The sequence below is a fragment of the Pseudomonas tructae genome (genome assembly GCF_004214895.1).
GTDB classification, from domain to species: Bacteria; Pseudomonadota; Gammaproteobacteria; order Pseudomonadales; family Pseudomonadaceae; genus Aquipseudomonas; species Aquipseudomonas tructae.
On record NZ_CP035952.1, the window covers coordinates 909,502 to 935,299 of the forward strand.

Consider the following 25,798-nt stretch of genomic DNA (forward strand, 5'->3'; position numbering starts at 1 on the left):
CTCCGTTGTTGAATGGAGCACCTATTCGAGCCGGTTGGTGAGCGGGTTGTGCGCTAGATAGTTATGCCATGCCCGTTTGCACGGACACGGTATCACCACACTTAGCCAACCGTCGCGGCGCTGAACAGCAGCCGTGCTGCCTGGGGGCTGAAGGCTGCGCGCCAGATCGGGACATGCGCTTGCCCTTCACGTTCTGCCTGAGCCTGCGATGCAGAACCCAGGCGTGCTTGCGCCAGGGTTTTCAAGTGTGCGCCTTTGAGTTGGAACTGATCCATGGCCGTTGTGCTTGTACTGTAGTGAAAATGCGCTTCCCAAAGCACCGGGCGATGGCCTTGGGCATCACGGATTTCGTAAACATCGAGAAAGTGCTTGTTCCTGCCTTTACCCCTCGGCGCGCGCGCCAGTGTCTTGTGCACACTCACTTGCTGATGCTCCATCAGGTACAGTAGACGACTGATATCGAGCGTCTCCGGCGATTTGTAGAGCATTATGCGCAATTCTTCACCGTGCCGGCGCAAGCGCTGTGCGGCTGCGCGCAGGCGTTCGAGCAGCGTACGCTGTTCTGCATTCGGGCTTGAAGAGTTGATGCCATGCGCCAATACGTCCAGTGCCCCGGCGTGACGCTCAAGAGACTCGACGATGTTGGTAGGGTTTTGTTTCTTCTGTGCATCCTGGCGCGCCGCGCCCAGTTGCTGCTCGACTTGGTCTACTAGTCTGTTGGCCTCGGCGACCTGGGGAGCCAGTGATGCAGGGGGGCGGGCCGGTTGGCGATCAGTGGGCAGAAGTTGCCAGTAGCCGTCCACCGGGTTGGCATAGCGTTGCACCCTGGGACCGGAAACGATGCCGGGGCTGATGATCTCGACCACGGCCAGGCCCTGATCGCTGGTATGCGTTTCCCCGACTTTTAGCACGGTTGTGCCCTGTTGCCTGACTTTGATCACGCGCTTGCGTGGTCGTGCAACCGGTTGCCGGGACGACTGGGCGGGCAGAAAGTCGGTGTCCAGGGCCTGTGGGTCAAGCGTCAGGAGTGCGTTGCTTTTCAGGTCCCGATACATCGACTCAAGACGCTGCTGTATCTGTTGAATGAGCTTCCCTAACGCTTGGTCGATATCGCGTAGATGAGTTTTATCCAGCGTGGCAGCCGTGTCCTGCATGGATTTGAGCGCGCCCTGCTGGCTTTCGAGCTGGCGTTGTAGATCGTCTAGCAGTGAGAGATGGTAGTTGTCCGGAAGGCTGTCCAGTTCGGTATAAGTAGTGAGTATGTCGTGCAGTTGCACCAGGTGTTCCGCAGCCTGCGCGTTGAACAGTACCGGGGCTTGGGTATCCAGGGGGTCGCCGATCACGAGCAAGTCCATCTTGAACAGAATCATTGCTGCCTCCCGCATCAGCGGGGTGGCGGGGAAGTCCTCCTTGGCTTGTGCGATGAACGTCTCGGTCCGATCGTCGGGGAAGCGGTGAGCGAGCGTCTGCAGATAGTCGGCGTGCCTGTCGAGGAAGGGGCGCTTCTCTTCAAGATGCTGAAGAATCCTTCGGCGTTGTTGGCGATATCGGTAATGTTCGCCCTGATGGGGGTTGGTTAGAAACTCCCCGGTTTCACTGGTGAAGGCGAGGTCCTGGCTGAGCATGATCTTTTGCAGGCAGTGAAGCCGATATTCATGCATATCTCGTTGTTGGGGCAGCGTCTGTGAGTCGTCAAACGCTTCAAGCAGTTGGATTTTCGCAGAGATGTGCTTAATGGCTTTCCAGTAAGTGACGACCAGCGTCACGACGGCCTGCTGCTGTGCGTCAGAGCCTTCAATCGCATCGTTGACCTGTGCAGTGACTTGTGTCATCTGGGCGGCGGTCGCCAGCAGGGCCTGGTTGAGCTCGCTCAGTTGTTGACGAGTATTTTGCCGCTGCTGAAGTTGCGCTGCGTGCTGGGCTGTCGCCGCCGCACGGTTTTGCTCCTGCAGCTGCGCCAGGCGGCTCCCGCGTCGGGGCATGCCGGCGGCGCCTGGCAGCCGGGCGTAATACCAGTGCTGGCGGTACAGATCGATTGCAGGGCTATCGGAGCGCGGGCTGTCGGCCAGTCGCCATACCGGCCACTCTGGGGTGGATGCCTGGGCGTCAGGCACTATCGGGTAAGCCGCGCCCTCGATCATGGCGTAGGTTGTGCCCTCGTGGATATGAATCCCGGTATCAGGCGCGGTGGTGTCACTGGGCAGCGGCCGGGGGCCGACCCTCAAGCGCTGGGGTGAAAGCGCCTGCAGCGCGGGCTCTGCCAGCAGTTGCGGGAGCAGCTCGCGGTTGCGCAAGGCGATGTCGAGCAAGTGTTCGCGCAGCGCGGCCACGCTATCGCCTTGGGCTAACGGGCTATGCGGATGCTCGCGCAAGGCCTGCAGCAGAGGAACGGCTGGCATGTCCTGGTGGTGATAGAGGCTGCCGGTGCGGGTCAGGCGCAGGTAGTCAGTGGCGCCGAGTGCACCGAAGTACTGAACTGGCGAGGCAGGGGTGAAGCCCGCGCCCGGCGGGCTCTGAAGATTCTCCTCAATGCGAATACCCAGAGTGCCTGGCCAATCGGGATGGGTGGCGAGCAATTGGCAGCACAACGCTTCGGTATCCCGGTCGGGGGCGGCTTTGTCATCGTCAAGCTTGCAAAGCGCCAGCAGGCTGCGGCTTTCTTCCTCAAACTCGAGCAAGGTCGCAATGGGGCCTGGATCGATCAGGCTGTCCGCTGCCGCCTGCTTGAGTTCAGGATGGCGCCGCAGGGCTTCGTGCGCGCCCGCGGGCGACAATCCGGGGAAGCGTATGGCAAGCGCGGCAGTGGCGGTGTTGCTTTCACCCGTGGTTGGCTGTTGCCATTGCATTACGCAGCGCAATTGCCAAGGTAGTTCAGCCCCAGTGCTCCATGCTGCATCCAGTTGTTCGCGTGGTACACCGCTCAGGCGCAAGGCAGAGGCAATTTCCTGTGGGGGGAGCTGTGGCAGCAGGTGTTCCAGCAATCTGGCATCGCTCCAGTCGCGGGGGTCCAGGCGGCGGGCCACTTGCGCCTTAATCGCCGGCGAGGGGCCAAGGGCTGCCACAAGCTGTCGGGAGCGGCGCGCCGAGAGTTGCGCGCCGAGGCCCTGAAGCCTGGCGCTGATCATCAGATCGACGATATCGGCCGCTGCCTGGACCGCTTCGCTGGAGCGCCCGGACAGCAGCGCATTGGCTGCCGAGATCGACTGGAAACCGAGGCTGGCGAAGGTGGCGGTGAGCATGGCGCGATTGAGTCCGGTGGCGCCGCCGGGTACGGACAGTGTCAGAAGTTCCAGCACTTCGCTGACCACGAAGAGGACGCCTTTGCGGAACGTGTCGAAATCCACGCTGTTATTACTGATCGCCATCAGGGAAAGATCGACGGCGATCCCGTGTCGCTGTTCCTGGGCGATGACCTGCAGCAGCGATTGCTGCCCCCAGGGGCTGTGCGAGTTTTCGACGATATCGAGCAGGGCGGTGGAGGGCTGGGTGGCGAAGGTGTCGTACAGCCATTTTGCCAAGGTAGTGAGATCGTTGCGGTCAACGTTGTCAGGCTTGAGCAGCGTCGACAGCTTCTGCTGTAGCGCCAATGGCATCCACTGATAAAGCCAATGCAGCTCGCTGCTGCTATTTGCCTGGTGAATCTGCCCGCGTAGCGAGTCGATGGCTTCGTGGGTCGAGGCGTGAGGGCGCCAGGCGCCGCCCGGGCGCTCAGGAAAATAACTGAAGACCCCATTGTCCAGCTTCACCACGAAGAACGGCAGGGGTATCAGGTTGCCCGCCAGGGTTTGCGCCATGCGTTGGCTGGACAGTGGGTCCAACGCCTGCTTCAGCGACTGCAGCGGCAGTGCGGCCCGGGCCAGCCGGAGCAGGTGCTCGAAGACATCATCCGGTAACTTCAAGCTGAAGTAATTCCACTGCAGCGCCCCGGGGCGTTCGCAGGCAGTTTGCAGTTTGGCCAGTTGTTCGCGATTGAAGTCGTGATCCTCGGTGCTGCGGTAGGCTTCCAGTAGGGCAAACCGCAGCAGGGCAGCGTGATAGTCGGTGACCGCTTGGCCGATCACGTCGGGTAGTTTCTGCTGCAGCCAGTCTTGCAAGCGCTTGCCCAGGTCAAGGCTGCGCACCACCTCGACGAAGGTGCTGACCGGGACCAGCGTGTCGCGCCCGCCCGACGTTCGGGTATTGATGCTGCTGGCCTTGAGGAAATCCAGGCCCGAGCCACTTTGCAAGGCAATGTTGAAGCCGAAGTTGCCCTGGGCCGCCTGCCAGAGGCTGCGGGTCTGCAGGTGTTCAGTTTCCTTGTGGGGGAATTCGCGCTCAATCTGCAGCGAGTAGGTGTGCAGGTAAGTGGTCAGCGGGTCCAGCGCCAGGCCTGACGCCTGGGCCAGTTGTTGGCGCAGGTCGTCCAGCGCCTGTGTCTCGAACGCGCTGCGAAACTGGCGCAAAGCATCGCTCAAGCGCAGTCGGCATTGCGGGCCCAGGCGGGCCAATTGCAGGTACTGGTGCTGTTCCTGTTCATCCAGGCTTTGCAGGCCCTGGAGCAGATGCTCCTCGATCAGGTCCAGCGTCAGCCGGTCCGACCAGCGCTGGTGGTCGTTGGGTACAAGCGGGTCCTGGTCGGCAGTCGAATTGGTCATACTGTGCGTCTCCATGGGGGAAAACGCAGATCAGAACGCGATGCGGATGGTGACGAGCGGTAAATAGTTGTTGAAGCGGATTCCGACCACCACCGTCGGATTTGGTCAATTTTTGTGCTATATTCCGCGCCCGCGATTTTTCATCGATTAGCTACCGGTCACTGACATGCAAGCAGCCAAACCACTTTTCGACTATCCCAAGTACTGGGCCGAATGCTTCGGGCCAGCACCGTTCCTGCCAATGAGCAGGGAGGAGATGGATCAGCTCGGCTGGGATTCCTGCGACATCATCATCGTGACCGGTGATGCCTACGTCGACCATCCGTCGTTCGGCATGGCGATTATCGGCCGGCTGCTGGAGGCCCAGGGCTTCCGCGTGGGCATCATTGCCCAGCCGAACTGGCAGTCCAAGGACGACTTCATGAAGCTCGGCGAGCCGAACCTGTTCTTCGGTGTCGCCGCCGGCAACATGGACTCGATGATCAACCGCTACACCGCCGACAAGAAGATCCGCTCCGACGACGCCTACACCCCGGGCGGTCTGGCCGGCAAGCGTCCGGACCGCGCCAGCCTGGTCTACAGCCAGCGCTGCAAGGAAGCCTACAAGCATGTGCCGATCGTCCTCGGCGGCATTGAAGCGTCCCTGCGCCGAATCGCGCACTACGACTATTGGCAGGACAAGGTCCGTCATTCGATCCTGATCGACGCCTGCGCCGACATCCTGCTGTACGGCAACGCCGAGCGGGCCATTGTCGAGGTGGCCCAGCGCCTTTCGTTCGGCGAGTCGATCGAGACCATTACCGACATTCGCGGTACCGCGTTCGTGCGCCGTGACACGCCGCAAGGCTGGTATGAGGTCGACTCGACCCGTATCGACCGTCCGGGCAAGGTCGACAAGATCATCAACCCGTACGTCAACACCCAGGACACCCAGGCCTGCGCCATCGAGCAGGAGAAGGGCGAGGTCGAAGACCCGAACGAAGCCAAGGTCGTGCAGATCCTTGCCAGCCCGCGCATGACCCGCGACAAGACGGTCATCCGCCTGCCGTCGTTCGAGAAGGTCCGCAACGACCCGGTGCTCTACGCTCATGCCAACCGCGTGCTGCACCTGGAGACCAACCCGGGCAACGCCCGCGCCCTGGTGCAAAAGCATGGCGAAGTAGACGTCTGGTTCAACGCGCCACCCATTCCGATGACCACTGAAGAAATGGACTACGTGTTCGGCATGCCCTATGCGCGCATCCCGCACCCGGCGTACGGCAAAGAGAAAATCCCAGCCTACGACATGATCCGCTTCTCGGTGAACATCATGCGCGGCTGCTTCGGCGGCTGCACCTTCTGCTCGATCACCGAGCACGAAGGGCGCATCATCCAGAACCGTTCGCATGAGTCGATCATTCGCGAAATCGAAGAAATTCGCGACAAGGTGCCCGGTTTTACCGGGGTCATCTCCGACCTTGGCGGGCCGACCGCGAACATGTACCGAATCGCCTGCAAAAGCCCCGAGATCGAATCGGCGTGCCGCAAGCCATCGTGCGTGTTCCCCGGCATCTGCCCGAACCTCAATACCGACCACTCGGCGCTGATCAAGCTGTACCGCAGCGCCCGTGACCTGCCGGGGGTGAAGAAGATCCTCATCGCCTCGGGCTTGCGTTACGACCTGGCGGTAGAGTCGCCTGAATACGTCAAGGAACTGGTGACCCACCACGTCGGCGGCTACTTGAAAATCGCCCCGGAGCACACCGAGGAAGGCCCGCTTAATCAGATGATGAAGCCGGGCATCGGCAGCTATGACCGCTTCAAGCGCATGTTCGAGAAGTACTCGAAAGAGGCGGGCAAGGAGCAGTACCTGATCCCGTACTTCATCGCCGCGCACCCGGGCACTACCGACGAAGACATGATGAACCTGGCCCTGTGGCTCAAGGGCAACGGTTTTCGTGCCGACCAGGTGCAGGCCTTCTACCCGTCGCCAATGGCCTCGGCCACGGCCATGTACCACTCGGGCAAGAACCCGCTGCGCAAGGTCACCTACAAGAGCGACCCGGTCACCATCGTCAAGAGCGAGGCGCAGCGCCGCCTGCACAAAGCTTTCTTGCGCTACCACGATCCCAAAGGCTGGCCGATGCTGCGTGAAGCCCTGGAACGCATGGGCCGTGCCGACTTGATCGGCCCGGGCAAGCACCAGTTGATTCCGCTGCACCAGCCTGCGACTGACAGTTACCAGAGCGCCCGGCGCAAGAACTCGACGCCAGCCGGCAGCCACAAGGTGGCCAAGGAGCAGAAGATTCTGACCCAGCACACCGGCTTGCCGCCACGCGCCAGCGACGGCGCCAAGCCCTGGGACAAGCGCGAACAGGCCAAGGCTGCGGCGTTTGCCCGCAACCAGCAGGCAGCCAAGGAACGTAAGGAAGCAGCCAAGGGCGGCAAGGGCAAAAAGCCCGTACGCCCGCCGGCGGTGCCGCGCTAACACTGAAACGCCAGCCTTCGGGCTGGCGTTTTTGTTAGCGTCGCTGGCAAAGCCTCAAATCTGTGCAAGGCTTGCACGGCGGCCTCGCTACGGTGCGCTTTTGCTGCGACTGTGCAGGCTGCATGCAGGGAATCGCAGGCCTGGGCCCATGGCACAAGTCTTGCGCGGTTCCGCTACCGCCCAGGCTCGCAGGAGGCCCGCCGTGTCGATTCATGTCGCCTTGCACCATGTCACCGAGTACCGCTACGACCGTGCGGTTGAACTGGGCCCGCAAATCGTGCGCCTGCGCCCGGCTGCCCACAGCCGCACGCGGATCCTCTCCTACGGGCTGAAGGTGCAGCCGGCCGGACACTTCATCAATTGGCAGCAGGACCCGCAGGGCAATTACCTGGCGCGTCTGGTGTTCCCAGAGAAAGCCGACAGCCTGCGCGTGGAAGTCGACCTGGTCGCCGAGATGGCCGTGTTCAACCCGTTCGACTTCTTCCTCGAACCCTACGCCGAGCAGATTCCCTTCAGTTATGGCCGCGACGAACGGCATGAGCTGATGCCTTACCTGGAACAGCTGCCGTTGACGCCGAAGTTCGCCAGCTACTTGCACCGCATCGAGCGCAAGCCGCAAGCCAGCGTTGACTTCCTGGTTGCCCTCAACCAGCGCCTGAGCGAAGACGTCAGTTACCTGATCCGTCTCGAACCTGGCGTGCAAACCCCGGAACAGACCCTGGAACTGGGCTCGGGCTCCTGCCGCGACTCGGCCTGGCTGCTGGTACAACTGTTGCGTCATTTGGGCCTGGCGGCGCGGTTTGTCTCCGGCTATCTGATCCAGTTGGCTACCGACATCAAGGCGCTGGACGGCCCGTCCGGTACCGAAGAGGACTTCACCGACCTGCATGCCTGGTGCGAGGTGTACCTGCCTGGGGCCGGCTGGATTGGCCTGGATGCCACCTCTGGTCTGTTTGCCGGTGAAGGTCATATCCCTTTGGCGTGTAGCCCTGACCCGACGTCGGCGTCGCCCATCAGCGGTCTGGTCGAGCCCTGCGCAAGCACCCTGCAACATGAAATGCGGGTCGAGCGTGTGTGGGAGTCGCCACGGGTGACACTGCCCTACAGTGATGAGCAGTGGCAGGCCATCGTCGCCCTCGGGCGCCAGGTCGATCGCGACCTGAACGCTGCGGATGTACGCCTGACCATGGGCGGCGAGCCGACCTTCGTGGCCATCGACGACCCAGAGGGCGCCGAATGGAACACCGCCGCCTTGGGGGCGAACAAGCGGCGTCTGGCGGGTGAACTGTTCCAGCGTCTGTATAAACATTACGCGCCCCAAGGCCTGGTGCACTTCGGCCAGGGCAAGTGGTACCCGGGCGAGCAGTTGCCGCGCTGGTCGCTCAACTGCTTCTGGCGGCGCGACGCAGTACCGCTGTGGAGCAATCCGGCGTTGCTGGCCGATGAACGGGAGGACCTTGGCGCCGACAGCGATATGGCCGGGCGCTTCCTGGCCAGTGTCGCCGAACGGCTGAAGCTGGCGCCGCGCTATGTCTTCGCCGCTTATGAAGACGCGCTGTATTACCTGTGGCGCGAGGGCGGCCTGCCGTCCAATGTGCGCCCCGACGATGCGCGCCTGAACGATGAGATGGAGCGTGCAAGGCTGCGCAAGGTATTCAGCCAGGGCCTGGACAAGGTCATTGGCCAGGTGCTGCCGCTGGCCCGCAGCGCCGATGAACAACGCTGGCAGAGTGGGCGCTGGTACCTGCGTGACGAGCATTGCCGCCTGGCGCCCGGCGACTCGCCGCTGGGCTATCGCTTGCCGCTGGCGGCGCAGCCCTGGGTCAAGGCCGCTGAATACCCCTATGTGCATCCTGCCGATCCCAATCAGGCACTCGGCGACTTGCCTGGCCGTGATGAGTTGCTCAACGCCAGTGCCGGGCATGCGGTCGATGAGCAGGAACGTGCGGCCCCCGTGATCGATGCCTCGGCGCACTGGCTGACCCGTACTGCACTGTGCGCCGAGCCACGCGAGGGCCGCTTGTACCTGTTCATGCCGCCGTTGTCGCGGCTGCAAGACTACCTTGAACTGGTCGCGGTGATCGAGGCGACTGCGGCCGAGCTGCATTGCCCGGTTATCCTCGAAGGTTATGAGCCGCCGTCCGACCCGCGTTTGGCCAATTTCAAGGTCACTCCCGACCCGGGCGTCATCGAGGTCAACGTGCAGCCTTCGGCCAGTTGGGATGAACTGGTGGAACGCACCGAATTTCTTTACGAACAGGCGCGCCTGACGCGCTTGAGCTGCGAAAAGTTCATGATCGACGGCCGTCACACCGGCACCGGCGGTGGCAATCATTTTGTCCTCGGCGGTGCGATGCCGGCCGACTCACCCTTTCTGCGCCGCCCGGACCTGCTGCGCAGCCTGATCAGCTACTGGCATAACCACCCATCGTTGTCTTACCTGTTTTCCGGCCTGTTCATCGGCCCGACGTCCCAGGCGCCACGGGTGGATGAAGCACGTAACGACGCGCTCTATGAACTGGAGATCGCCTTCGCCCAGATGCCCGCACCTGACGAGGAGTGCCCGCCGTGGCTGGTCGACCGGCTGCTGCGCAACCTGCTGATCGACGTCACCGGCAATACCCACCGCGCCGAGTTCTGCATCGACAAGCTGTACTCACCCGACGGTCCGGCCGGACGCCTGGGGTTGCTGGAGTTGCGCGCCTTCGAGATGCCGCCCCATGCGCGCATGAGCCTGGTCCAGCAACTGCTGCTGCGCGCCCTGGTTGCGCGGTTCTGGCGTGAGCCCTATGCACCCAAGCGCCTGACCCGCTGGGGCACCGAGCTGCACGACCGTTTCATGCTGCCGCACTTTATCGAGCAGGACTTTGCCGATGTGCTGATCGAACTCAAGGCCGCAGGCTACCCGTTGCGCGCCGAGTGGTTTGCCGCACACCTGGAGTTTCGCTTTCCCAAGGTCGGTGACTATGCCGTCAATGGTATCGAGCTGGAGCTGCGCCAGGCCCTGGAACCCTGGCATGTCCTGGGCGAGGAGGGCAGTGGCGGTGCCAGCGTGCGCTATGTCGATTCGTCGCTGGAGCGCCTGCAGGTCAAGGTCAGCGGTCTGCCGCCGGAACGCTACCAACTGACCTGCAATGGTCGGGCGCTTCCCTTGCAACCCACCGGTCGGGTCGGTGAGTTCGTCGCCGCCGTGCGCTATCGCGCCTGGCAGCCAGCCAATTGCTTGCAGCCGACCATCGCGGTGCAGGCGCCGTTGGTGTTCGACCTGCTCGACACCTGGATGGGCCGTTCGCTGGGCGGTTGCCAGTACCATGTGGCGCATCCGGGTGGGCGCAATTACGAGACTCTGCCGGTTAATGCCAATGAGGCCCAGAGCCGGCGACAGGCGCGCTTCTTCCGCCTCGGGCACAGCCCGGGTGTGCTACAGATTCCAGTGCCGCAGGTGAATCCGGAACTGCCCTTTACCCTGGATTTGCGTCGCGACTGAGCGCTACTCTGAACTGACCTGTGGCCTTCGAGCATTGCCATGCCTGCCCTGTTTGATGCTTACCCGCTCAGTGCGGGGACCTATCACGAGATGCTCGCAGGCCAGGGGGCTGTGCGCGAGCACTGGCAACCGTTGTGCGCCTACCTGCAGCGCAGCGGGGCGGCGCAATTGGCCCAGCGCCAGGCTTCGTTGACCCGCCAGTTGCGCGAGAACGGTGTGACTTACAACATCTACGCCGACCCCAAGGGCGCCGACCGGCCCTGGGAGCTGGACCTGTTGCCCCATGTGCTGCCCGCTGCGCAATGGCAGCAACTGGCGGCCGGGGTTGCACAGCGCGCGCGCCTGCTCAATGCGCTGCTGGCCGACATCTACGGGCCGCAGCAACTGATCAGTGAGGGCCTGCTGCCGGCCGAGCTGGTCTATGGCCATAACAATTTCCTTTGGCCCTGCCAGGGTATTGCCCCGCCCGAAGGGACCTACCTGCATGTCTACGCAGTGGATCTTGCCCGCGCGCCAGACGGCCGCTGGTGGGTCACAGCCGATCGCACCCAGGCACCGTCGGGCGCCGGCTACGCGCTGGAGAACCGCACCATCGTCTCGCGGGCTCTGCCTGAGTTGTACCGTGATCTGCAGGTGCAGCACCTGACCGGTTTCTTCCGCACCTTGCAGCAAACCCTGGCGCGTCTGGCGCCCAGCGACAAAGACGCACCGCTGGTGGTGTTGCTGACCCCAGGGCGTTTCAACGAAAGCTATTTCGAACACCTGTACCTAGCCCGACAGCTGGGTTATCCATTGGTCGAGGGCAGCGACCTGACCGTGCGCGATGCCACCGTCTACCTCAAGACTTTGAGCGGCCTGCGCCGGGTACACGCGATCATGCGTCGTCTGGATGATGATTTCTGCGACCCGCTGGAGCTGCGCACGGACTCGGCCCTGGGTGTGCCCGGCCTGCTCGATGCCGTACGCCAGGGCCGGGTCCTGGTGGCCAACGCGCTGGGCAGTGGGGTGCTGGAGTCGCCGGGCCTGCTGGGCTTTTTACCGGCGATCAACCAGCGCTTGTTCGCTGAAGAATTGAGCCTGCCGTCCATCGCCACCTGGTGGTGCGGTGAGCCACCGGTGATGGCCCGGGCGCTGGAGCAGTTGCCCAAATTGCTGATCAAGCCGGCATTCCCCTCGCAGAGTTTCAGCCCGGTATTGGGCCGTGATCTCGACCCGGCCCAGCGTCAGGCGTTGGCTGCGCGTATACAGGCGCGACCCTATGCCTACGTGGCCCAGGAACTGGCGCAGCTATCCCTGGCACCGGTATGGCAGGCCGAGCACGGCCAGTTGCAGGCGCGCCCCATCGGTATGCGGGTGTATGCCGTGGCGTCGGCTGAGGGCTATCGTATCTTGCCCGGTGGCTTGACCCGGGTCGCGGCCCAGGCCGATGCCGAAGTGGTGTCGATGCAGTGCGGTGGAGCCAGCAAGGACACCTGGGTGCTCGGTGAAACAGCGGCACAGGGCGAGCAATGGCGGGCCCAGCGCAGCATCGGCGTGGCCGATCTGATTCGCCAGGACCCATACCTGCCATCGCGGGTGGTGGAGAACCTGTTCTGGTTCGGACGCTACTGCGAGCGTTGCGACACCAGTGCGAGGCTGCTGCGGATCATCCTCACCCGCTACCTTGATGGCGATGACCCGCTGGCCTTGCAGGCCGCGGTGGAGTTGGCCGATGAACTGTCGCTGCTGCCGGAGGAAGGCGACTTGCCCGAGCGCCTGCAGGTAGCACTGGACGATGCCGACTGGGCCTTCAGCCTGCGCGCCAATCTGCAGCGCCTGCAGTGGGCGGCTTCGCAAGTGCGCGGCAAGCTCTCGCGGGAAAACTGGCAGGCGTTGCTTGAGCTGCAACGCGAAGCGCAGAGCCTGGAAGACGCCGAAGCGGATTTTGGCGAGCGGGTGGATTTTCTCAACCGCCTGGTGATGTCGCTGGCGGCGCTGTCCGGTTTTGCCCTGGACGACATGACCCGCGACGAGGGTTGGCGCTTCTTGATGATTGGCCGGCGCATCGAGCGTCTGCAGTCACTGTGCAGCAGCCTGGCGGCGTTTCTGCGCGGGCCGGCGGTGTACGACCAGGCGGGGCTCGAGTGGTTGCTGGAACTGGGCAACAGCAGTATCACCTACCGTTCGCGCTACCTGGCCGTCGCGCAATTGATCCCGGTGCTCGACCTGCTCTTGCTCGACGAACAGAATCCCCATGCCGTGCTGTTCCAGCTCAAGTTGCTGGTGCGTGCCAACCAGCGTTTGAGCGAGGAGTTCGACAGCCCTCGCGATCCGGCCCTGGCCCTGCTGGCCGAGCAGTTGCGTCTGTTCGACTTGCGCAGCCTGGAAGACCCTTTGTTCGGCAGCGCCAGTGTCCAGGCCGTGCTGTCCGGGCTTGCCGACCTGCTGCAAGCGGTCGCCCTGGCCAGTGGCGAGCTTTCCGAGCGGCTGGTGCTGCGCCATTTCGCTCACGTCGATGATGTCAGCCAACAGACGGTATCGCTGTGATGAGTGCCCGTTACCAGATCATTCACGACACCCATTACCGCTACGACAGCCCGGTTTCCCTGGCCCAGCAGTTGGCGCACCTGTGGCCACGGCCCTGCGCGTGGCAACGCTGCGAGGCCCAGGACCTGCAGGTCAGTCCCGCGCCCAGCCAGCGTCGTGACGAGTGGGATGTGTTTGGCAACCCGCTGACCCGCCTGGCCTTCGAACGCCCGCATGAACAGTTGCGAGTGGTGGCGCGCTTGCAGGTCGACGTACTGCAGCGGGCCGTGCCGGACTTTACCGCCTCGCCCGCCTGGGAGCGGGTGCGCGATGCCTTGACCTATGGTGGTCAGCCGCTGACGAGCGAGCACCTGCAAGCATGCCGTTTTCGATTCGAGTCGCCGTATGTGCGGCTCAAGCAGCGCTTCGTGGCGTTCAGCGACGCCTGTTTCGAACCCGGACGGCCACTGCTCGAAGGCGTGCAGGGGTTGATGGAGAAAATCTTCGGCGAATTCACCTTCGACGCTGATGCGACTCAGGTCGCCACGCCGCTGGTGGAGGTGCTGGAGCGCCGCCGTGGCGTGTGCCAGGACTTCGCCCACCTGATGCTCGCCTGCCTGCGTTCGCGTGGCCTGGCGGCGCGCTATGTCAGTGGTTACCTGTTGACCCGGCCACCACCCGGCCAGCCGCGGTTGATCGGCGCCGATGCCTCGCATGCCTGGGTATCGGTGTTCTGCCCGGGGCAGGGCTGGATCGACTTTGACCCCACCAACAACCTGCGCCCGGCGCTGGAACACATTACCCTGGCCTGGGGCCGGGACTTTTGCGATGTGTCGCCATTGCGCGGGGTGATCCTCGGTGGCGGCAGCCATGACCCGCAGGTGCAGGTCACCGTGACGCCGCTGGATGAGGCTGCTACCACACCGCTCTTGTAGGAGCGGCTTGCCCCGCGATGAGGCCGATACAGCCAGTACATCAAGGGTTGCCTGGATTGCGAGCGCTGCGCGCTCGATCGCGGGGCGAGGCCCGCTCCCACAGGATCTGCGCAGTTGCAGGTCAGTCAGGCTGCTTGTCGACCCACTTGGGCAGTACCGGGGCCTCGAAGCTGTCCATGGCGTCGAGCAGCTGGGCGGGCGAATCGGCCAGCTGTAGCATGGCGCGGTGTTGCGGGCGCACGAAGCCTTCTGCCACCACATGGTCGAGAAAGCTGCCCAGCTTGCTGTAGAAGCCGTTGACATCGAGCAGGCCCAGCGGCTTTGCGTGGTAGCCCAGTTGCCCCCAGGTCCAGACTTCGAACAGCTCTTCCAGGGTCCCCAGGCCACCCGGGAGGGCGACGAAGGCGTCACTCAGTTCAGCCATGCGCGCCTTGCGCGCGTGCATGCCGTCGACCACTTCCAGGCGGGTCAGGCCGGTGTGGCCGATTTCGGCATTCTTCAGGGCTTCAGGAATGATACCGATCACTTCGCCACCGGCAGCCATGGCCGCATCGGCAACGATACCCATCAGGCCCACGGCGCCACCGCCATAGACCAGGGTCAGGCCGCGCTCGGCGATGCTCCGGCCAAGGTGGATGGCCGCTTCGCGATAGGCCGGGTTGACGCCGCTGCTGGCGCCACAGAACACACAAATGGAACGTACGGGCATTGCTTCTCTCCGGTTACAAGCGCACACAGAGTAAGGCGCACGGCCCGCGCTTCCAAGTTCATAATGCCGGCCGCCTGGTCACTGCGGGCGCGCGAACTCGCACGAAGCACCCGCCGCGCCGCAGGCATAAGCCGCCAGCAAACTGTTGATCATGCTACCCAAGGACATAGTCATTGACTCCTGAATGAGAGGTTGTCTCATCCTCGCCCAAAGGTGCATGATGGGCACTTAGATTTCCTGTATACAATCCATAGAACAAATTCACTGCCTGGCTCTTCGGCCAGCGCTTGACCCACATCATGGGCCGGCCTTGCGGTTTCAGGCAGTCTGCAAACTGATAAAACCCTGCCATGGAGATTCACGATGTTTGCCAAAGTTGTCGCAGTATCCTTGCTGACCCTCGCCAGCGCTCAGGTATTTGCCGCTGAGTGCAAGGCGACGATCGACTCCACCGACCAGATGTCCTTCAACACCAAGGCCATCGAAATCGACAAGAGCTGCAAGACCTTCACTGTCGAACTGACCCACTCCGGTTCGTTGCCCAAGAACGTCATGGGCCACAACCTGGTCATCAGCAAAGAAGCTGACATGCAGCCGATCGCCACCGACGGTCTGACTGCCGGCATCGACAAAAATTATGTGAAAGACGGCGACGAGCGCGTGATCGCCCACACCAAGATCATTGGCGCCAAGGAAACTGATTCGGTGACCTTCGACGTGTCCAAGCTCAAGGCGGACGAGAAGTATGGCTTCTTCTGCTCGTTCCCTGGCCACATCTCGATGATGAAAGGCACTGTTACCCTGAAGTAATTCCGGGCAACCCTATCGCGGGGCAAGCCCGCTCCCACAGACTTTGTGGGAGCGGGCTTGCCCCGCGATGCTTTCAAGGCGCGAACGGCATCTCGCGCTTGTGCTGGGTCTTGCGGTAGGTGGCGCTGATGATGTCGAAGGCTTCCTGGCTCACCGGCTCGCCATGCAGGAACGCATCGATCTGCGCATAGGTTACGCCGTGGGACGCTTCGTCCGGCTTGCCGGGTGCCAGGTCTTCCAGGTCTGCGGTCGGGACCTTCTCCACCAGTGACTCCGGCGCACCAAAGCTGCGCGCGATAGCCCGTACCTGGTTCTTCACCAGGCCACTGAGCGGCGCCAGGTCGCAGGAACCATCACCAAACTTGGTAAAGAAGCCCATCACCGCTTCAGCGGCGTGATCAGTGCCGATCACCAGGCCCTGGCGGGCGCCGGCGATGGTGTATTGGGCGACCATGCGCATGCGCGCCTTGGTGTTGCCGACGACGAAGTCGACCAGCGCCGGCGAGCCATTCTCCAGAGCCTTGACCTCGCCCGCCAGGGCGCGCACGGCCGGGGCGATGTCGACAGTGTGTACCTCATCGGCCTTGATCACCTCCAGGCAAGCCTGGGCGTCGTGCTCGTCGTGCTGCACCTGATAGGGCAGGCGCACGGCAATGAAGCGGTACTGCTCGTCACCGGTCTCGTTGCGCAGCTCATTGACCGCCCGTTGCGCCATCAGCGCTGCGGTCAGCGAATCGACGCCGCCACTGATGCCCAACACCAGGGTCTTGAGCCGTGCGTTGCTCAGGCAGGTCTTGATGAAGGCCACGCGCCGGGTCACTTCGGCTTCGAGCGCGGCGCTGTCGGTGAACGGCGGCTGGACCTTGAGCGCTTGGGCAATCTCTCGCTGGACAGCTTGCATGAATTACTCCTTGGACACTTTGAAGACGTGGCGCAGGTAGGCGACGAAGTTCTCGTCGCGGCATTGGGTCTTGGCCGCCTCATCGGAAATCTTGGCGACGGGCTGGCCGTTGCAGTCGGTCATTTTAAGCACGATGCTCATCGGCGCCACCCCAGGCAGGTCGCAGGTGAGGTTGGTGCCAATGCCGAAACTGACGTTGATCCGCCCGCGCAGGGCACGGAAGATCTCCAGCGACTTGGTCAGGTTCAGGCCGTCGGAGAACACCAGGGTCTTGGTCATCGGATCGATCCCCAGCTTGCGGTAGTGGGCGATGGCCTTTTCCGCCCACTGCACCGGATCGCCCGAGTCATGGCGCAGGCCGTCGAACAGCTTGGCGAAGTACAGGTCGAAATCGTTCAGGAAGGCATCCATGGTGATGCAATCGGTCAGCGCGATGCCAAGCAACCCACGGTATTCGCGGACCCAGCAGTCGAGCGCGGCGATCTGGCTGTCGATCAGCCGCGGCCCCAGTTGCTGGTGGGCCATGATCCATTCATGGGCCATGGTCCCCAGGGGTTTGATATCCAGTTTCCGCGCCAGGTGTACGTTGCTGGTACCGACGAAGCGCGCCGGGAAGTCGTCCTTGAGTACCCGCACCACTTCTTCCTGAACCTTGTAGGAGAAGCGCCGACGAGTACCGAAATCGGCGACCTGCAATTCGGCCAGTTCCTCGCTGCTGGCATTGGCCTTGAGCCAGTCGAACTTGCGGTACAGCTGGTCGCGGGCATCGCTGAGTTTGGCCTGGGGATGGCGATGGCGGTTGCGCACTTCGCTGATGATCGCAAGCAAAGGCACTTCAAACAGGATCACGTGTAGCCAGGGCCCGCGCAGGCGCAGGTACAGCTGGTCGTTCTCGACTCCCAGTTGCAGGTAGCGCAGGTTGAAGCGGAACAGCCCGAGAAAGCGCAGGAAGTCCGGTTTCATGAAGCTGATCTGTTCCAGGAAGCCCAGCTGGCCGTTACCCAGGCTCAGTTCGCACAACTGCTCGATCTGCTCGCGGATCTGCGCCAGGTATGGGCGCAGGTCTTCACCATTGCGGCAGCGAAACTCCCATTCAACGTCGACGTTGGGGTAGTTGTGCAGCACGGCCTGCATCATGGTCAGCTTGTAGAAATCGGTGTCGAGCAGGTTCTGCACGATGCGATCGGCAAATGCACTCTCGCTCATAGGGGGCTCCAAAGGGGGCGCGCGCCATCACCGCCAGCGACGGCGCACAGACCTGCGCATTGTGCCAGCCTTTGCCTTGATCAGGGCAGGCCGGGGCCGGGGTAATTCGGTAGCAGGCTACAGGTAGCGGCGCTTTTAGCGCTCAGCGGCTAGCCTGTAGTTGTGCCCGCTGTAGCAGTCGCGCACCAAGGATGTGCAGTTCGGTTACGCATCCTGTTACAGGCTGGTTGCACGTAACCACAACCCAGGGTTGCAATGATGGCACTTCATGGTTGCTCTTTTTTGCGGAATCGAGTGGCGCTTGCCGTGAGGCAGACGGTTGCACGACCCGTAAAAAAAGGCCACGAATTCGCGCTGTGCAACTTGTTCACGAGTTTTTCCAGAATAAAAAACCACTGGCACGGCCCTTGCTCAGAGCAATTGCTGAAAGTTGTAGTGCCAACCAAAAAAAACTCCAGGAGCACCACCTCATGTCGCAGACGTTTTACAAGAAAGGCTTTCTGGCCCTCGCCGTGGCTACGGCGCTGGGCGTTTCTTCGTATGTTCAGGCCGACATCAAGATCGGCGTAGCGGGCCCGATGACCGGTGCCAACGCAGCGTTTGGCGAGCAGTACATGAAAGGTGCACAGGCAGCGGCTGACAAGGTCAACGCTGCGGGCGGGGTCAATGGCGAGAAGATCGTGCTGGTCAAGGGTGACGATGCCTGCGAGCCCAAGCAGGCCGTGGCCGTGGCCAACCGCCTGGTCGACCAGGACAAGGTAATCGGAGTGGTCGGGCACTTCTGCTCATCCAATACCATCCCGGCGTCGGAGGTGTACGACGAAGCGGGTGTCATCGCCATCACTCCAGGTTCGACCAACCCCCAGGTTACCGAGCGTGGCCTGAGCGCCATGTTCCGCATGTGCGGGCGTGATGACCAGCAGGGCATCGTCGCCGGCGACTACATCGTCGATGTGCTCAAGGGCAAGAAGGTCGTGGTGCTGCACGACAAAGACACCTACGGCCAGGGCCTGGCGGATGCCACCAAGGCGCAACTGACCAAACGTGGCGTGACGCCGGTGCTGTATGAAGGCCTGACCCGTGGCGAGAAGGATTTCAGCGCGGTGGTCACCAAGATCCGTGCTGCCGGTGCCGACGTGGTCTATTTCGGTGGCCTGCACCCGGAAGCTGGCCCGCTGGTCCGTCAACTGCGTGAGAACGGTCTGAAAGACGTCAAGTTCATGTCCGATGACGGCATCGTCACCGACGAGCTGGTGACCACCGCCGGTGGCGCGCAGTACGTCGATGGTGTGTACATGACCTTCGGCGCCGACCCGCGCCTGCTGCCTGACAGCAAGGCGGTGGTGGAAGAATTCCGCAAAGGCGGCACCGAACCTGAAGGCTACACCCTGTACGCCTATGCCTCGGTTCAGGCCCTGGCCGCAGCCTTCAATGGTGCCAAGTCGAACAAGGGTGAAGACGCGGCCAAATGGCTCAAGGCCAATCCGGTGCAAACCGTGATGGGTGAGAAGAAGTGGGACAGCAAGGGCGACCTGACGGTCTCCGACTATGTGGTCTACCAGTGGGACAAGGACGGCAAGTATCACCAACTGGAAAAACAAAAATAACAACGGTAGGCGACCTGGGCTTGTGCCCGGGTCGCTACCCGGTTTTGCGCCGTACCTGTCTTTTCTCGTAGATCTGCACAACCCTGCGCTGCGAGGGCCGCTTCATCCGGGGCTCACCGTAGTCGGCGCTTGTGCAATCTCAAATACGTGAGATTGCGTTATGGATGGTATTTTCCTGCAGCAACTGGTCAACGGTCTGACCCTCGGGTCGGTCTATGGCTTGATCGCCATCGGCTACACAATGGTCTATGGCATCATCGGCATGATCAACTTCGCGCACGGCGAGGTGTATATGATTTCCGCGTATCTGGCGGCAATCAGCCTGGCATTGCTGGCGTATTTCGGTATCGAATCCTTCCCCTTGCTGATGCTCGGGACGCTGATCTTCACGGTGGTGGTCACCGGTGTCTACGGCTGGACCATCGAACGCATCGCCTACAAACCCCTGCGTAACTCCACCCGCCTGGCCCCCTTGATTAGCGCCATCGGCATTTCGCTGATCCTGCAGAACTACGCACAGATCAGCCAGGGCGCACGCCAGCAAGGCGTTCCGACCCTGCTCGAAGGCGCCTGGCGCATGGAAGTGGGCACCGGCTTCGTCCAGCTGACCTACACCAAGATCTTCATCCTGGTGGCAGCCTTCGTCGGCATGGCCGCGCTGACCTACATCATCAAGTTCACCAAACTGGGGCGCATGTGCCGGGCCACCCAGCAGGATCGCAAGATGGCTTCGATCCTCGGTATCAACACCGACCGGGTAATCTCCTATGTGTTTGTGATCGGTGCAGTGATGGCGGCCCTGGCCGGCGTGCTGATCACCATGAACTACGGCACCTTCGACTTCTATGCCGGCTTCATCATTGGTATCAAGGCCTTCACCGCCGCAGTCCTCGGTGGCATCGGCTCATTACCGGGCGCGATGCTTGGCGGGATCATCCTCGGCATTTCCGAGTCGTTGTTCTCCGGGCTGATCAATTCCGACTACAAAGACGTGTTCAGTTTCTCGCTGCTGGTGCTGATCCTGATCTTCCGTCCCCAAGGCCTGCTGGGTCGCCCACTCGTGGCGAAGGTGTAAGTATGTCTGCTGCCAAATCTACTTCATTCGATATCAAGCGCAGCCTGATCGATGCGATTCTCGCCGGGCTGATTTCCCTGATCGTCTTCGGCCCCATCGTCGGCGTAGTGCTAGACGGCTACAGCTTCAACCTCGAACCCACACGTGTTGCCTGGCTGGTGGCCGGAGTGATGGCCGGGCGTTTCCTGCTCAGCCTGTTCTTGCAGACGCCCAAGGGGCAGTCGATCCTGCAGGGTTTCGAGGGCAGTGGCTCCGGTGTGCATGTGCTGGCGCCGGACTACAAGTCGCGGCTGCGCTGGATCATCCCGGCACTGATCGTGATCGCCATCGTCTTCCCGTTCTTCGCCAACAAATACCTGCTGACGGTGGTCATCCTCGGGCTGATCTACGTGCTGTTGGGCCTGGGCCTGAATATTGTGGTCGGCCTGGCCGGTTTGCTTGACCTGGGGTACGTAGCCTTCTACGCCATTGGCGCCTATGGCCTGGCGCTGGGTTATCAGTACCTGGGCCTGGGTTTCTGGACCGTGCTGCCGCTGGCCGCCATCGCGGCGGCTTTAGCCGGGTGCATATTGGGCTTCCCGGTGCTGCGGATGCATGGCGACTACCTGGCCATCGTCACCCTGGGCTTTGGTGAGATCATCCGGCTGATACTGAACAACTGGTTGTCGTTCACCGGTGGCCCCAACGGCATGCCGGTGCCTTCGCCAACCTTCATGGGCCTGGAGTTCGGTCGCCGGGCCAAGGACGGTGGCGTGCCGTTCCATGAGTTCTTCGGCATCGATTACAACCCCAACCTGAAGTTCCTGTTCATCTACATCGTGCTGTTCCTGGTAGTGCTGGCCGTGCTGTACATCAAGCACCGGCTGACCCGCATGCCGGTTGGCCGCGCCTGGGAAGCCCTGCGCGAAGACGAGATCGCCTGCCGCTCCATGGGCCTTAACCATGTACTGGTAAAACTCTCGGCCTTCACCCTTGGCGCCTCCACCGCCGGCCTTGCCGGGGTGTTCTTCGCCAGCTACCAGGGTTTCGTCAACCCGTCCTCGTTCACCTTCTTCGAGTCGGCGCTGATCCTTGCCATCGTCGTGCTCGGCGGCATGGGCTCCACCGTCGGTGTGGTGATTGCCGCGTTCGTGTTGACCGTGGCGCCGGAGTTGTTGCGCAGTTTTTCCGAATACCGGGTGCTGCTGTTCGGCGTGCTGATGGTGTTGATGATGATCTGGAGGCCGCGCGGCCTTATTCGTATCAGCCGTACCGGTGTAGTTCCGCGTAAAGGAGTAGCGCCATGAGCGATGAGGTGATTCTCTCGGTCGACAACCTGATGATGCAGTTTGGCGGGATCAAGGCGCTCAGCGATGTCAGCCTGAAGGTCAAACGCAACTCCATTTTCGCCCTGATCGGCCCCAACGGTGCCGGCAAGACCACGGTGTTCAACTGCCTGACCGGCTTCTACAAGGCCAGTGGCGGCAAGATCGAGTTGAACATGCGCGGCACCCGAACCAACGTTATCCAGCTGCTGGGTGAGCGTTTCCGGTTCGGTGACTTCGTCTCGCCCAAGCGCTTTATCAACCGCCTGCATTACAAGATGTTTGGCGGTACTCACCTGGTCAACCGCGCCGGCCTGGCGCGGACCTTCCAGAACATTCGCCTGTTCCGGGAAATGTCGGTGGTCGAGAACCTGCTGGTGGCCCAGCACATGTGGGTCAACCGCAATCTGCTGGCCGGCGTGCTCAACACCAAGGGCTACCGCAAGGCTGAAAGCGATGCCCTGGACCACGCCTTCTACTGGCTGGAGGTGGTTGACCTGGTCGACTGCGCCAACCGCCTGGCCGGTGAACTGTCGTACGGCCAGCAACGACGCCTGGAGATTGCCCGGGCCATGTGCACGCGACCGCAGATCATCTGCCTGGACGAACCGGCGGCTGGCCTCAATCCGCAAGAAACCGAAGCGCTGAGCAAGATGATCCGTGTGCTGCGCGACGAGCACGACCTGACGGTGGTGCTGATCGAGCACGACATGGGTATGGTCATGAGCATCTCCGACCATATCGTGGTGCTTGACCACGGTAACGTGATCGCCGAAGGCGCACCGCAGGACATCCGTCACAACCCGACGGTGATTGCCGCTTATCTGGGCGCCGATGAAGAGGAACTGGTATGAGTGCACCGATCCTCGAACTCAAAGAGATCGACGTGTTTTACGGGCCGATCCAGGCCCTGAAAAAAGTCTCCCTACACATTGACGAAGGTGAAACGGTGAGCCTGATTGGCTCCAACGGTGCCGGCAAGTCGACCCTGCTGATGTCGATCTTCGGCCAACCGCGGGCCGCCGCGGGGCAGATCATCTACCGTGGCACCGACATTACCCACAAGTCTTCGCACTACATTGCCTCCAACGGTATAGCCCAGTCGCCGGAAGGCCGGCGGGTGTTCCCCGACATGTCGGTGGAAGAGAACCTGATGATGGGTACCATCCCGATTGGCGACAAGTTTGCCAACGAGGACATGCAGCGCATGTTCGAACTGTTCCCGCGGCTCAAGGAGCGGCGCAACCAGCGCGCCATGACCATGTCTGGCGGCGAGCAGCAAATGCTCGCCATTGCCCGGGCGCTGATGAGCCGGCCCAAGTTGTTGCTGCTCGATGAGCCGTCGCTGGGCCTGGCGCCGATCGTGGTCAAGCAGATCTTCGCCACCTTGCGTGAGCTGGCGCAGACCGGCATGACCATCTTCCTGGTTGAGCAGAACGCCAACCACGCGCTGAAGCTCTCGGACCGCGCCTATGTGATGGTCAACGGTCATATTCGCCTGACCGGTACTGGCCAGGAGCTGTTGGTCAATGAGGAGGTGCGCAACGCTTATCTGGGCGGGCACTGATCTTTCGCTGGAAAAATGCCCCGTGTGACGGGGCATTTTTTTGTCCAGCGTTTTGTGGAAAACCTTGCGGCAACTTTCTCTGCGGCGCGACAGAAAGTCGCTGTAACTGGCTGTTTTCCCGACCCTTGAGTTGTCCACCATTGGTGTGGAAGCGACTGTGGGTAACTTGGGTGCATCTTGCTGCAGGCCTTTATTTACAAGGTCTTTAGGCGTGTGGTTGTTTTTTGATCAGAAGTTTTCCAGGGTTTTCCAGCAGACTTTGTCAAGTGCTTTGTCTCTAGCGCAAAAGACACTAAAAGGACCTGAAAAGCCTGTGGATAACTCTGTGGGCAAGCCTTGGACGGATCGGTGTAGACGGCGCAATTACAGGCCTGGAGCCATCACGGAAAACATCTCCGTACCTCCTTGTCCGCAGGTCGAGGTCAAGCGCTGTGCCGAAGGTCAAGCAAAATACTTGCGCAAGGCCCGAACTACATGGCTTGCAGGGGTTTCGAGTTGCCCCCGGATTTTGTGGAAGGGCTTGTGGATAAGATGAGTAAAGCTTGCTGCAGGCCTTGTATATCAGGGGTTTCACAGATTTGATCGTTTTTTGTACAGTATCCTGAATGGCTTGCTGCCGAACGCGACGGCGGGCATGCTGCGAACCCTGTGATCAGCCTTATCAAGGAGACCTGCATGACCTCTACCGTATTCATCACTGGTGCAACGTCCGGCTTCGGCGAAGCCTGCGCCCGTCGTTTTGCTGAAGCCGGCTGGTCGCTGGTACTCACCGGTCGCCGTCAGGAGCGCCTGGAAGCGCTGTGCACCGAGCTGTCCAAGCAAACCCAAGTGCACGGCCTGGTGCTCGATGTGCGTGACCGCAAGGCCATGGAGGCGGCCATCGCCAACCTGCCACCGGCGTTCGCCAAGCTGCGCGGGCTGATCAACAACGCAGGCCTGGCCCTGGGCGCAGATCCGGCGCCCAAGTGCGACCTGGATGACTGGGAAACCATGGTCGACACCAACATCAAGGGCCTGATGTACAGCACCCGCCTGCTGCTGCCACGGCTGATCGCCCATGGCCGTGGCGCGACCATTCTCAACGTCGGCTCGGTAGCGGGTAATTATCCGTATCCGGGCAGCCATGTGTACGGTGGCACCAAGGCATTTGTAGGGCAGTTCTCGTTGAGCCTGCGCTGCGACCTGCAGGGCACTGGCGTGCGGGTCAGCAACATCGAGCCGGGCCTGTGCGAGAGCGAGTTCTCGCTGGTGCGCTTCGGTGGTGACCAGGCGCGATACGACGCGACCTATGCTGGCGCCGAGCCGATTCAGCCGCAGGATATTGCCGAGACCATCTTCTGGATCATGAACCAGCCGGCGCACATCAACATCAACAGCCTTGAGCTGATGCCGGTGAGCCAGGCGTGGGCTGGTTTTTCGATTGATCGATCTGGTAAGGCTTGAGGGCCTATCGCGGGGCAAGCCCGCTCCCACAATGCCCCGCGATAGCATCAGCGCTGACGCTGCAACCCTTTCAGACAAGTCGCCAAATGGTAAGGCGTGGTCGACGGCATATCTTCGCGGCTGACCTTGCCACTGGCATCCCGACACTCATACCAGCCATCGGCATGCAGGAAGTTCTGCTGCAGCGCCTGGAGCTGGGCCAGTACCTTGGCGTCACTGTTCGGGCGCAAGGTCAGGGCGCGCAGGTACTCGGCCTGGGCCCAGATGCGCTGGGTGGCGTCGCGCACCTGGCCATCGGCGCTGAGCATGGCCAGCACTGCGGTGTCCTTCACCCCGCATTGCTCGGCGTAGGTGAATGCCCGGCTGAGCGACCGATGCAACTCGCCACCGCGTAGCAGCGGCGATGACTCCAGCAAGTAGAACCACTCGAACTGGTGCCCTGGTTCGAACCAGTTATCCACAGCCCCGAGCGGTTTCTCCAGCATCACTGCGTGTTCTGGGTCGATGAAATGCGCCTGCATGGCCGCGGACAGGGCTACCAACGCCTGCGCGACGGCCTCATCGTCACGCACCGACAAGGTGGCGAGGAAGGCTTCGGCCAGGTGCATCAGCGGGTTCTGCAGCGGGCCACTGGCAAGGTCCGACCAGTCTTCGCCAAGGCTCGCCTCGTACAGGCCATCATCACGGGCGAATTGCTCGGCAATCACTGCCAGCGCGGCGTTGAGGGTCGATTCGACCAGTTGCTCGCGAACCTTGCCCCAGTAATGCGCGCAGGCGAAGACGATAAAGGCGTGGGTATAGAGGTCCTTGCGCCGGTCCAGCGGCTTGCCCTGGGCATCGATGCTGTAGAACCAGCCACCGTGCTCGGCATCATGGAAGTGCCGCTGCAACGAGCGAAACAGCGCCGCAGCACGCTCGCGAGCACCAGGTTGTTCGATACGGCTGCTGAACAGATACAACTGGCGCGCGCAGGCCATGGCCCGGTAGCGCTGCACCGGCAGTGGCCGTTGCTGCGGATCGAGGGCTTCGAAGGGCAGGGCCATGTCTGCATTCCAGCCCGGGCCTTGCCACAGCGGCACAATGCGCAGGTCAAAATGCGCCTGGACCTTGGCGAGCAGTTCAGACGGGGCGGTACGAAGGTCGGGCAT

Annotated in this window: 16 protein-coding genes; 11 read left to right on the forward strand and 5 right to left on the reverse strand. The window is 62.0% G+C overall.

The genetic code is table 11. The features are described from left to right. Positions 1-101: 101 nt before the first annotated feature. Complete coding sequence (locus EXN22_RS04140; protein ID WP_130262877.1) at positions 102-4,634, reverse strand: hypothetical protein; 4,533 nt, start codon at positions 4,632-4,634, stop codon at positions 102-104. 166 nt (positions 4,635-4,800) lie between these two features. On the opposite strand from EXN22_RS04140, the gene EXN22_RS04145 reads away from it, so the two are divergent. From EXN22_RS04145 to EXN22_RS04160, 4 genes are all read left to right on the forward strand, one after another. Further along, the gene (locus EXN22_RS04145) at positions 4,801-7,101 is read left to right on the forward strand and encodes a YgiQ family radical SAM protein (protein WP_130262878.1); all 2,301 of its coding nucleotides are present in this window, start codon (positions 4,801-4,803) and stop codon (positions 7,099-7,101) included. Positions 7,102-7,303: 202 nt separating this feature from the next. Continuing rightward, the gene (locus EXN22_RS04150; protein WP_130262879.1) at positions 7,304-10,588 is read left to right on the forward strand and encodes a transglutaminase family protein; all 3,285 of its coding nucleotides are present in this window, start codon (positions 7,304-7,306) and stop codon (positions 10,586-10,588) included. 39 nt (positions 10,589-10,627) lie between these two features. Then, a complete protein-coding gene (locus tag EXN22_RS04155) occupies positions 10,628-13,114 on the forward strand; it encodes a circularly permuted type 2 ATP-grasp protein (RefSeq protein WP_130262880.1) in 2,487 nt (828 codons plus the stop codon). Then, positions 13,114-14,028 carry a transglutaminase family protein gene (locus tag EXN22_RS04160; RefSeq protein ID WP_130262881.1) on the forward strand — a complete coding sequence of 305 codons (915 nt, stop codon included), beginning with the start codon at positions 13,114-13,116 and terminating at the stop codon, positions 14,026-14,028. Before EXN22_RS04155 ends, EXN22_RS04160 begins: the two co-directional genes overlap by 1 nt. 121 nt (positions 14,029-14,149) lie before the next feature. Here the strand turns inward: EXN22_RS04160 and EXN22_RS04165 are convergent, their stop codons facing one another. Continuing rightward, on the reverse strand, positions 14,150-14,737 hold the full coding sequence (locus tag EXN22_RS04165) for an LOG family protein (RefSeq protein WP_130262882.1): 588 nt from the start codon (positions 14,735-14,737) through the stop codon (positions 14,150-14,152). A gap of 363 nt (positions 14,738-15,100) precedes the next feature. Here EXN22_RS04165 and azu point away from each other — a divergent pair, with 363 nt between their 5' ends. Further along, on the forward strand, positions 15,101-15,547 hold the full coding sequence (gene azu / locus EXN22_RS04170) for an azurin (RefSeq protein ID WP_130262883.1): 447 nt from the start codon (positions 15,101-15,103) through the stop codon (positions 15,545-15,547). A gap of 73 nt (positions 15,548-15,620) precedes the next feature. Here the strand turns inward: azu and nadE are convergent, their stop codons facing one another. Both nadE and pncB read right to left on the reverse strand, forming a co-directional pair. Further along, positions 15,621-16,448: an ammonia-dependent NAD(+) synthetase gene (gene nadE, locus EXN22_RS04175; RefSeq protein WP_130262884.1), complete on the reverse strand. Its 828-nt coding sequence runs from the start codon at positions 16,446-16,448 to the stop codon at positions 15,621-15,623. A 3-nt stretch (positions 16,449-16,451) separates the two neighbouring features. Further along, positions 16,452-17,654, reverse strand: a complete 1,203-nt coding sequence (gene pncB, locus EXN22_RS04180) for a nicotinate phosphoribosyltransferase (RefSeq protein ID WP_130262885.1) — start codon at positions 17,652-17,654, stop codon at positions 16,452-16,454. A 470-nt stretch (positions 17,655-18,124) separates the two neighbouring features. On the opposite strand from pncB, the gene EXN22_RS04185 reads away from it, so the two are divergent. The 6 genes from EXN22_RS04185 (at position 18,125) to EXN22_RS04210 (ending at position 24,650) form a co-directional block, all read left to right on the forward strand. Then, on the forward strand, positions 18,125-19,261 hold the full coding sequence (locus EXN22_RS04185) for a branched-chain amino acid ABC transporter substrate-binding protein (RefSeq protein ID WP_130262886.1): 1,137 nt from the start codon (positions 18,125-18,127) through the stop codon (positions 19,259-19,261). A 160-nt stretch (positions 19,262-19,421) separates the two neighbouring features. Beyond that, positions 19,422-20,336: an ABC transporter permease subunit gene (locus EXN22_RS04190; protein ID WP_130262887.1), complete on the forward strand. Its 915-nt coding sequence runs from the start codon at positions 19,422-19,424 to the stop codon at positions 20,334-20,336. 2 nt (positions 20,337-20,338) lie between these two features. Beyond that, positions 20,339-21,622 (forward strand): high-affinity branched-chain amino acid ABC transporter permease LivM, encoded by a 1,284-nt coding sequence (gene livM, locus EXN22_RS04195; RefSeq protein WP_130262888.1) that lies wholly within the window; start codon positions 20,339-20,341, stop codon positions 21,620-21,622. Continuing rightward, positions 21,619-22,494: an ABC transporter ATP-binding protein gene (locus tag EXN22_RS04200; protein WP_130262889.1), complete on the forward strand. Its 876-nt coding sequence runs from the start codon at positions 21,619-21,621 to the stop codon at positions 22,492-22,494. Before livM ends, EXN22_RS04200 begins: the two co-directional genes overlap by 4 nt. Beyond that, entirely contained in the window at positions 22,491-23,207 is a 717-nt protein-coding gene (locus EXN22_RS04205; RefSeq protein WP_130262890.1) for an ABC transporter ATP-binding protein, read from the forward strand. The genes EXN22_RS04200 and EXN22_RS04205 overlap by 4 nt, the downstream gene beginning before the upstream one ends. 675 nt (positions 23,208-23,882) lie before the next feature. Next, entirely contained in the window at positions 23,883-24,650 is a 768-nt protein-coding gene (locus EXN22_RS04210; RefSeq protein WP_130262891.1) for an SDR family oxidoreductase, read from the forward strand. A gap of 47 nt (positions 24,651-24,697) precedes the next feature. On the opposite strand, the gene EXN22_RS04215 is transcribed toward EXN22_RS04210, so the two are convergent. Beyond that, complete coding sequence (locus EXN22_RS04215; RefSeq protein WP_130262892.1) at positions 24,698-25,798, reverse strand: AGE family epimerase/isomerase; 1,101 nt, start codon at positions 25,796-25,798, stop codon at positions 24,698-24,700.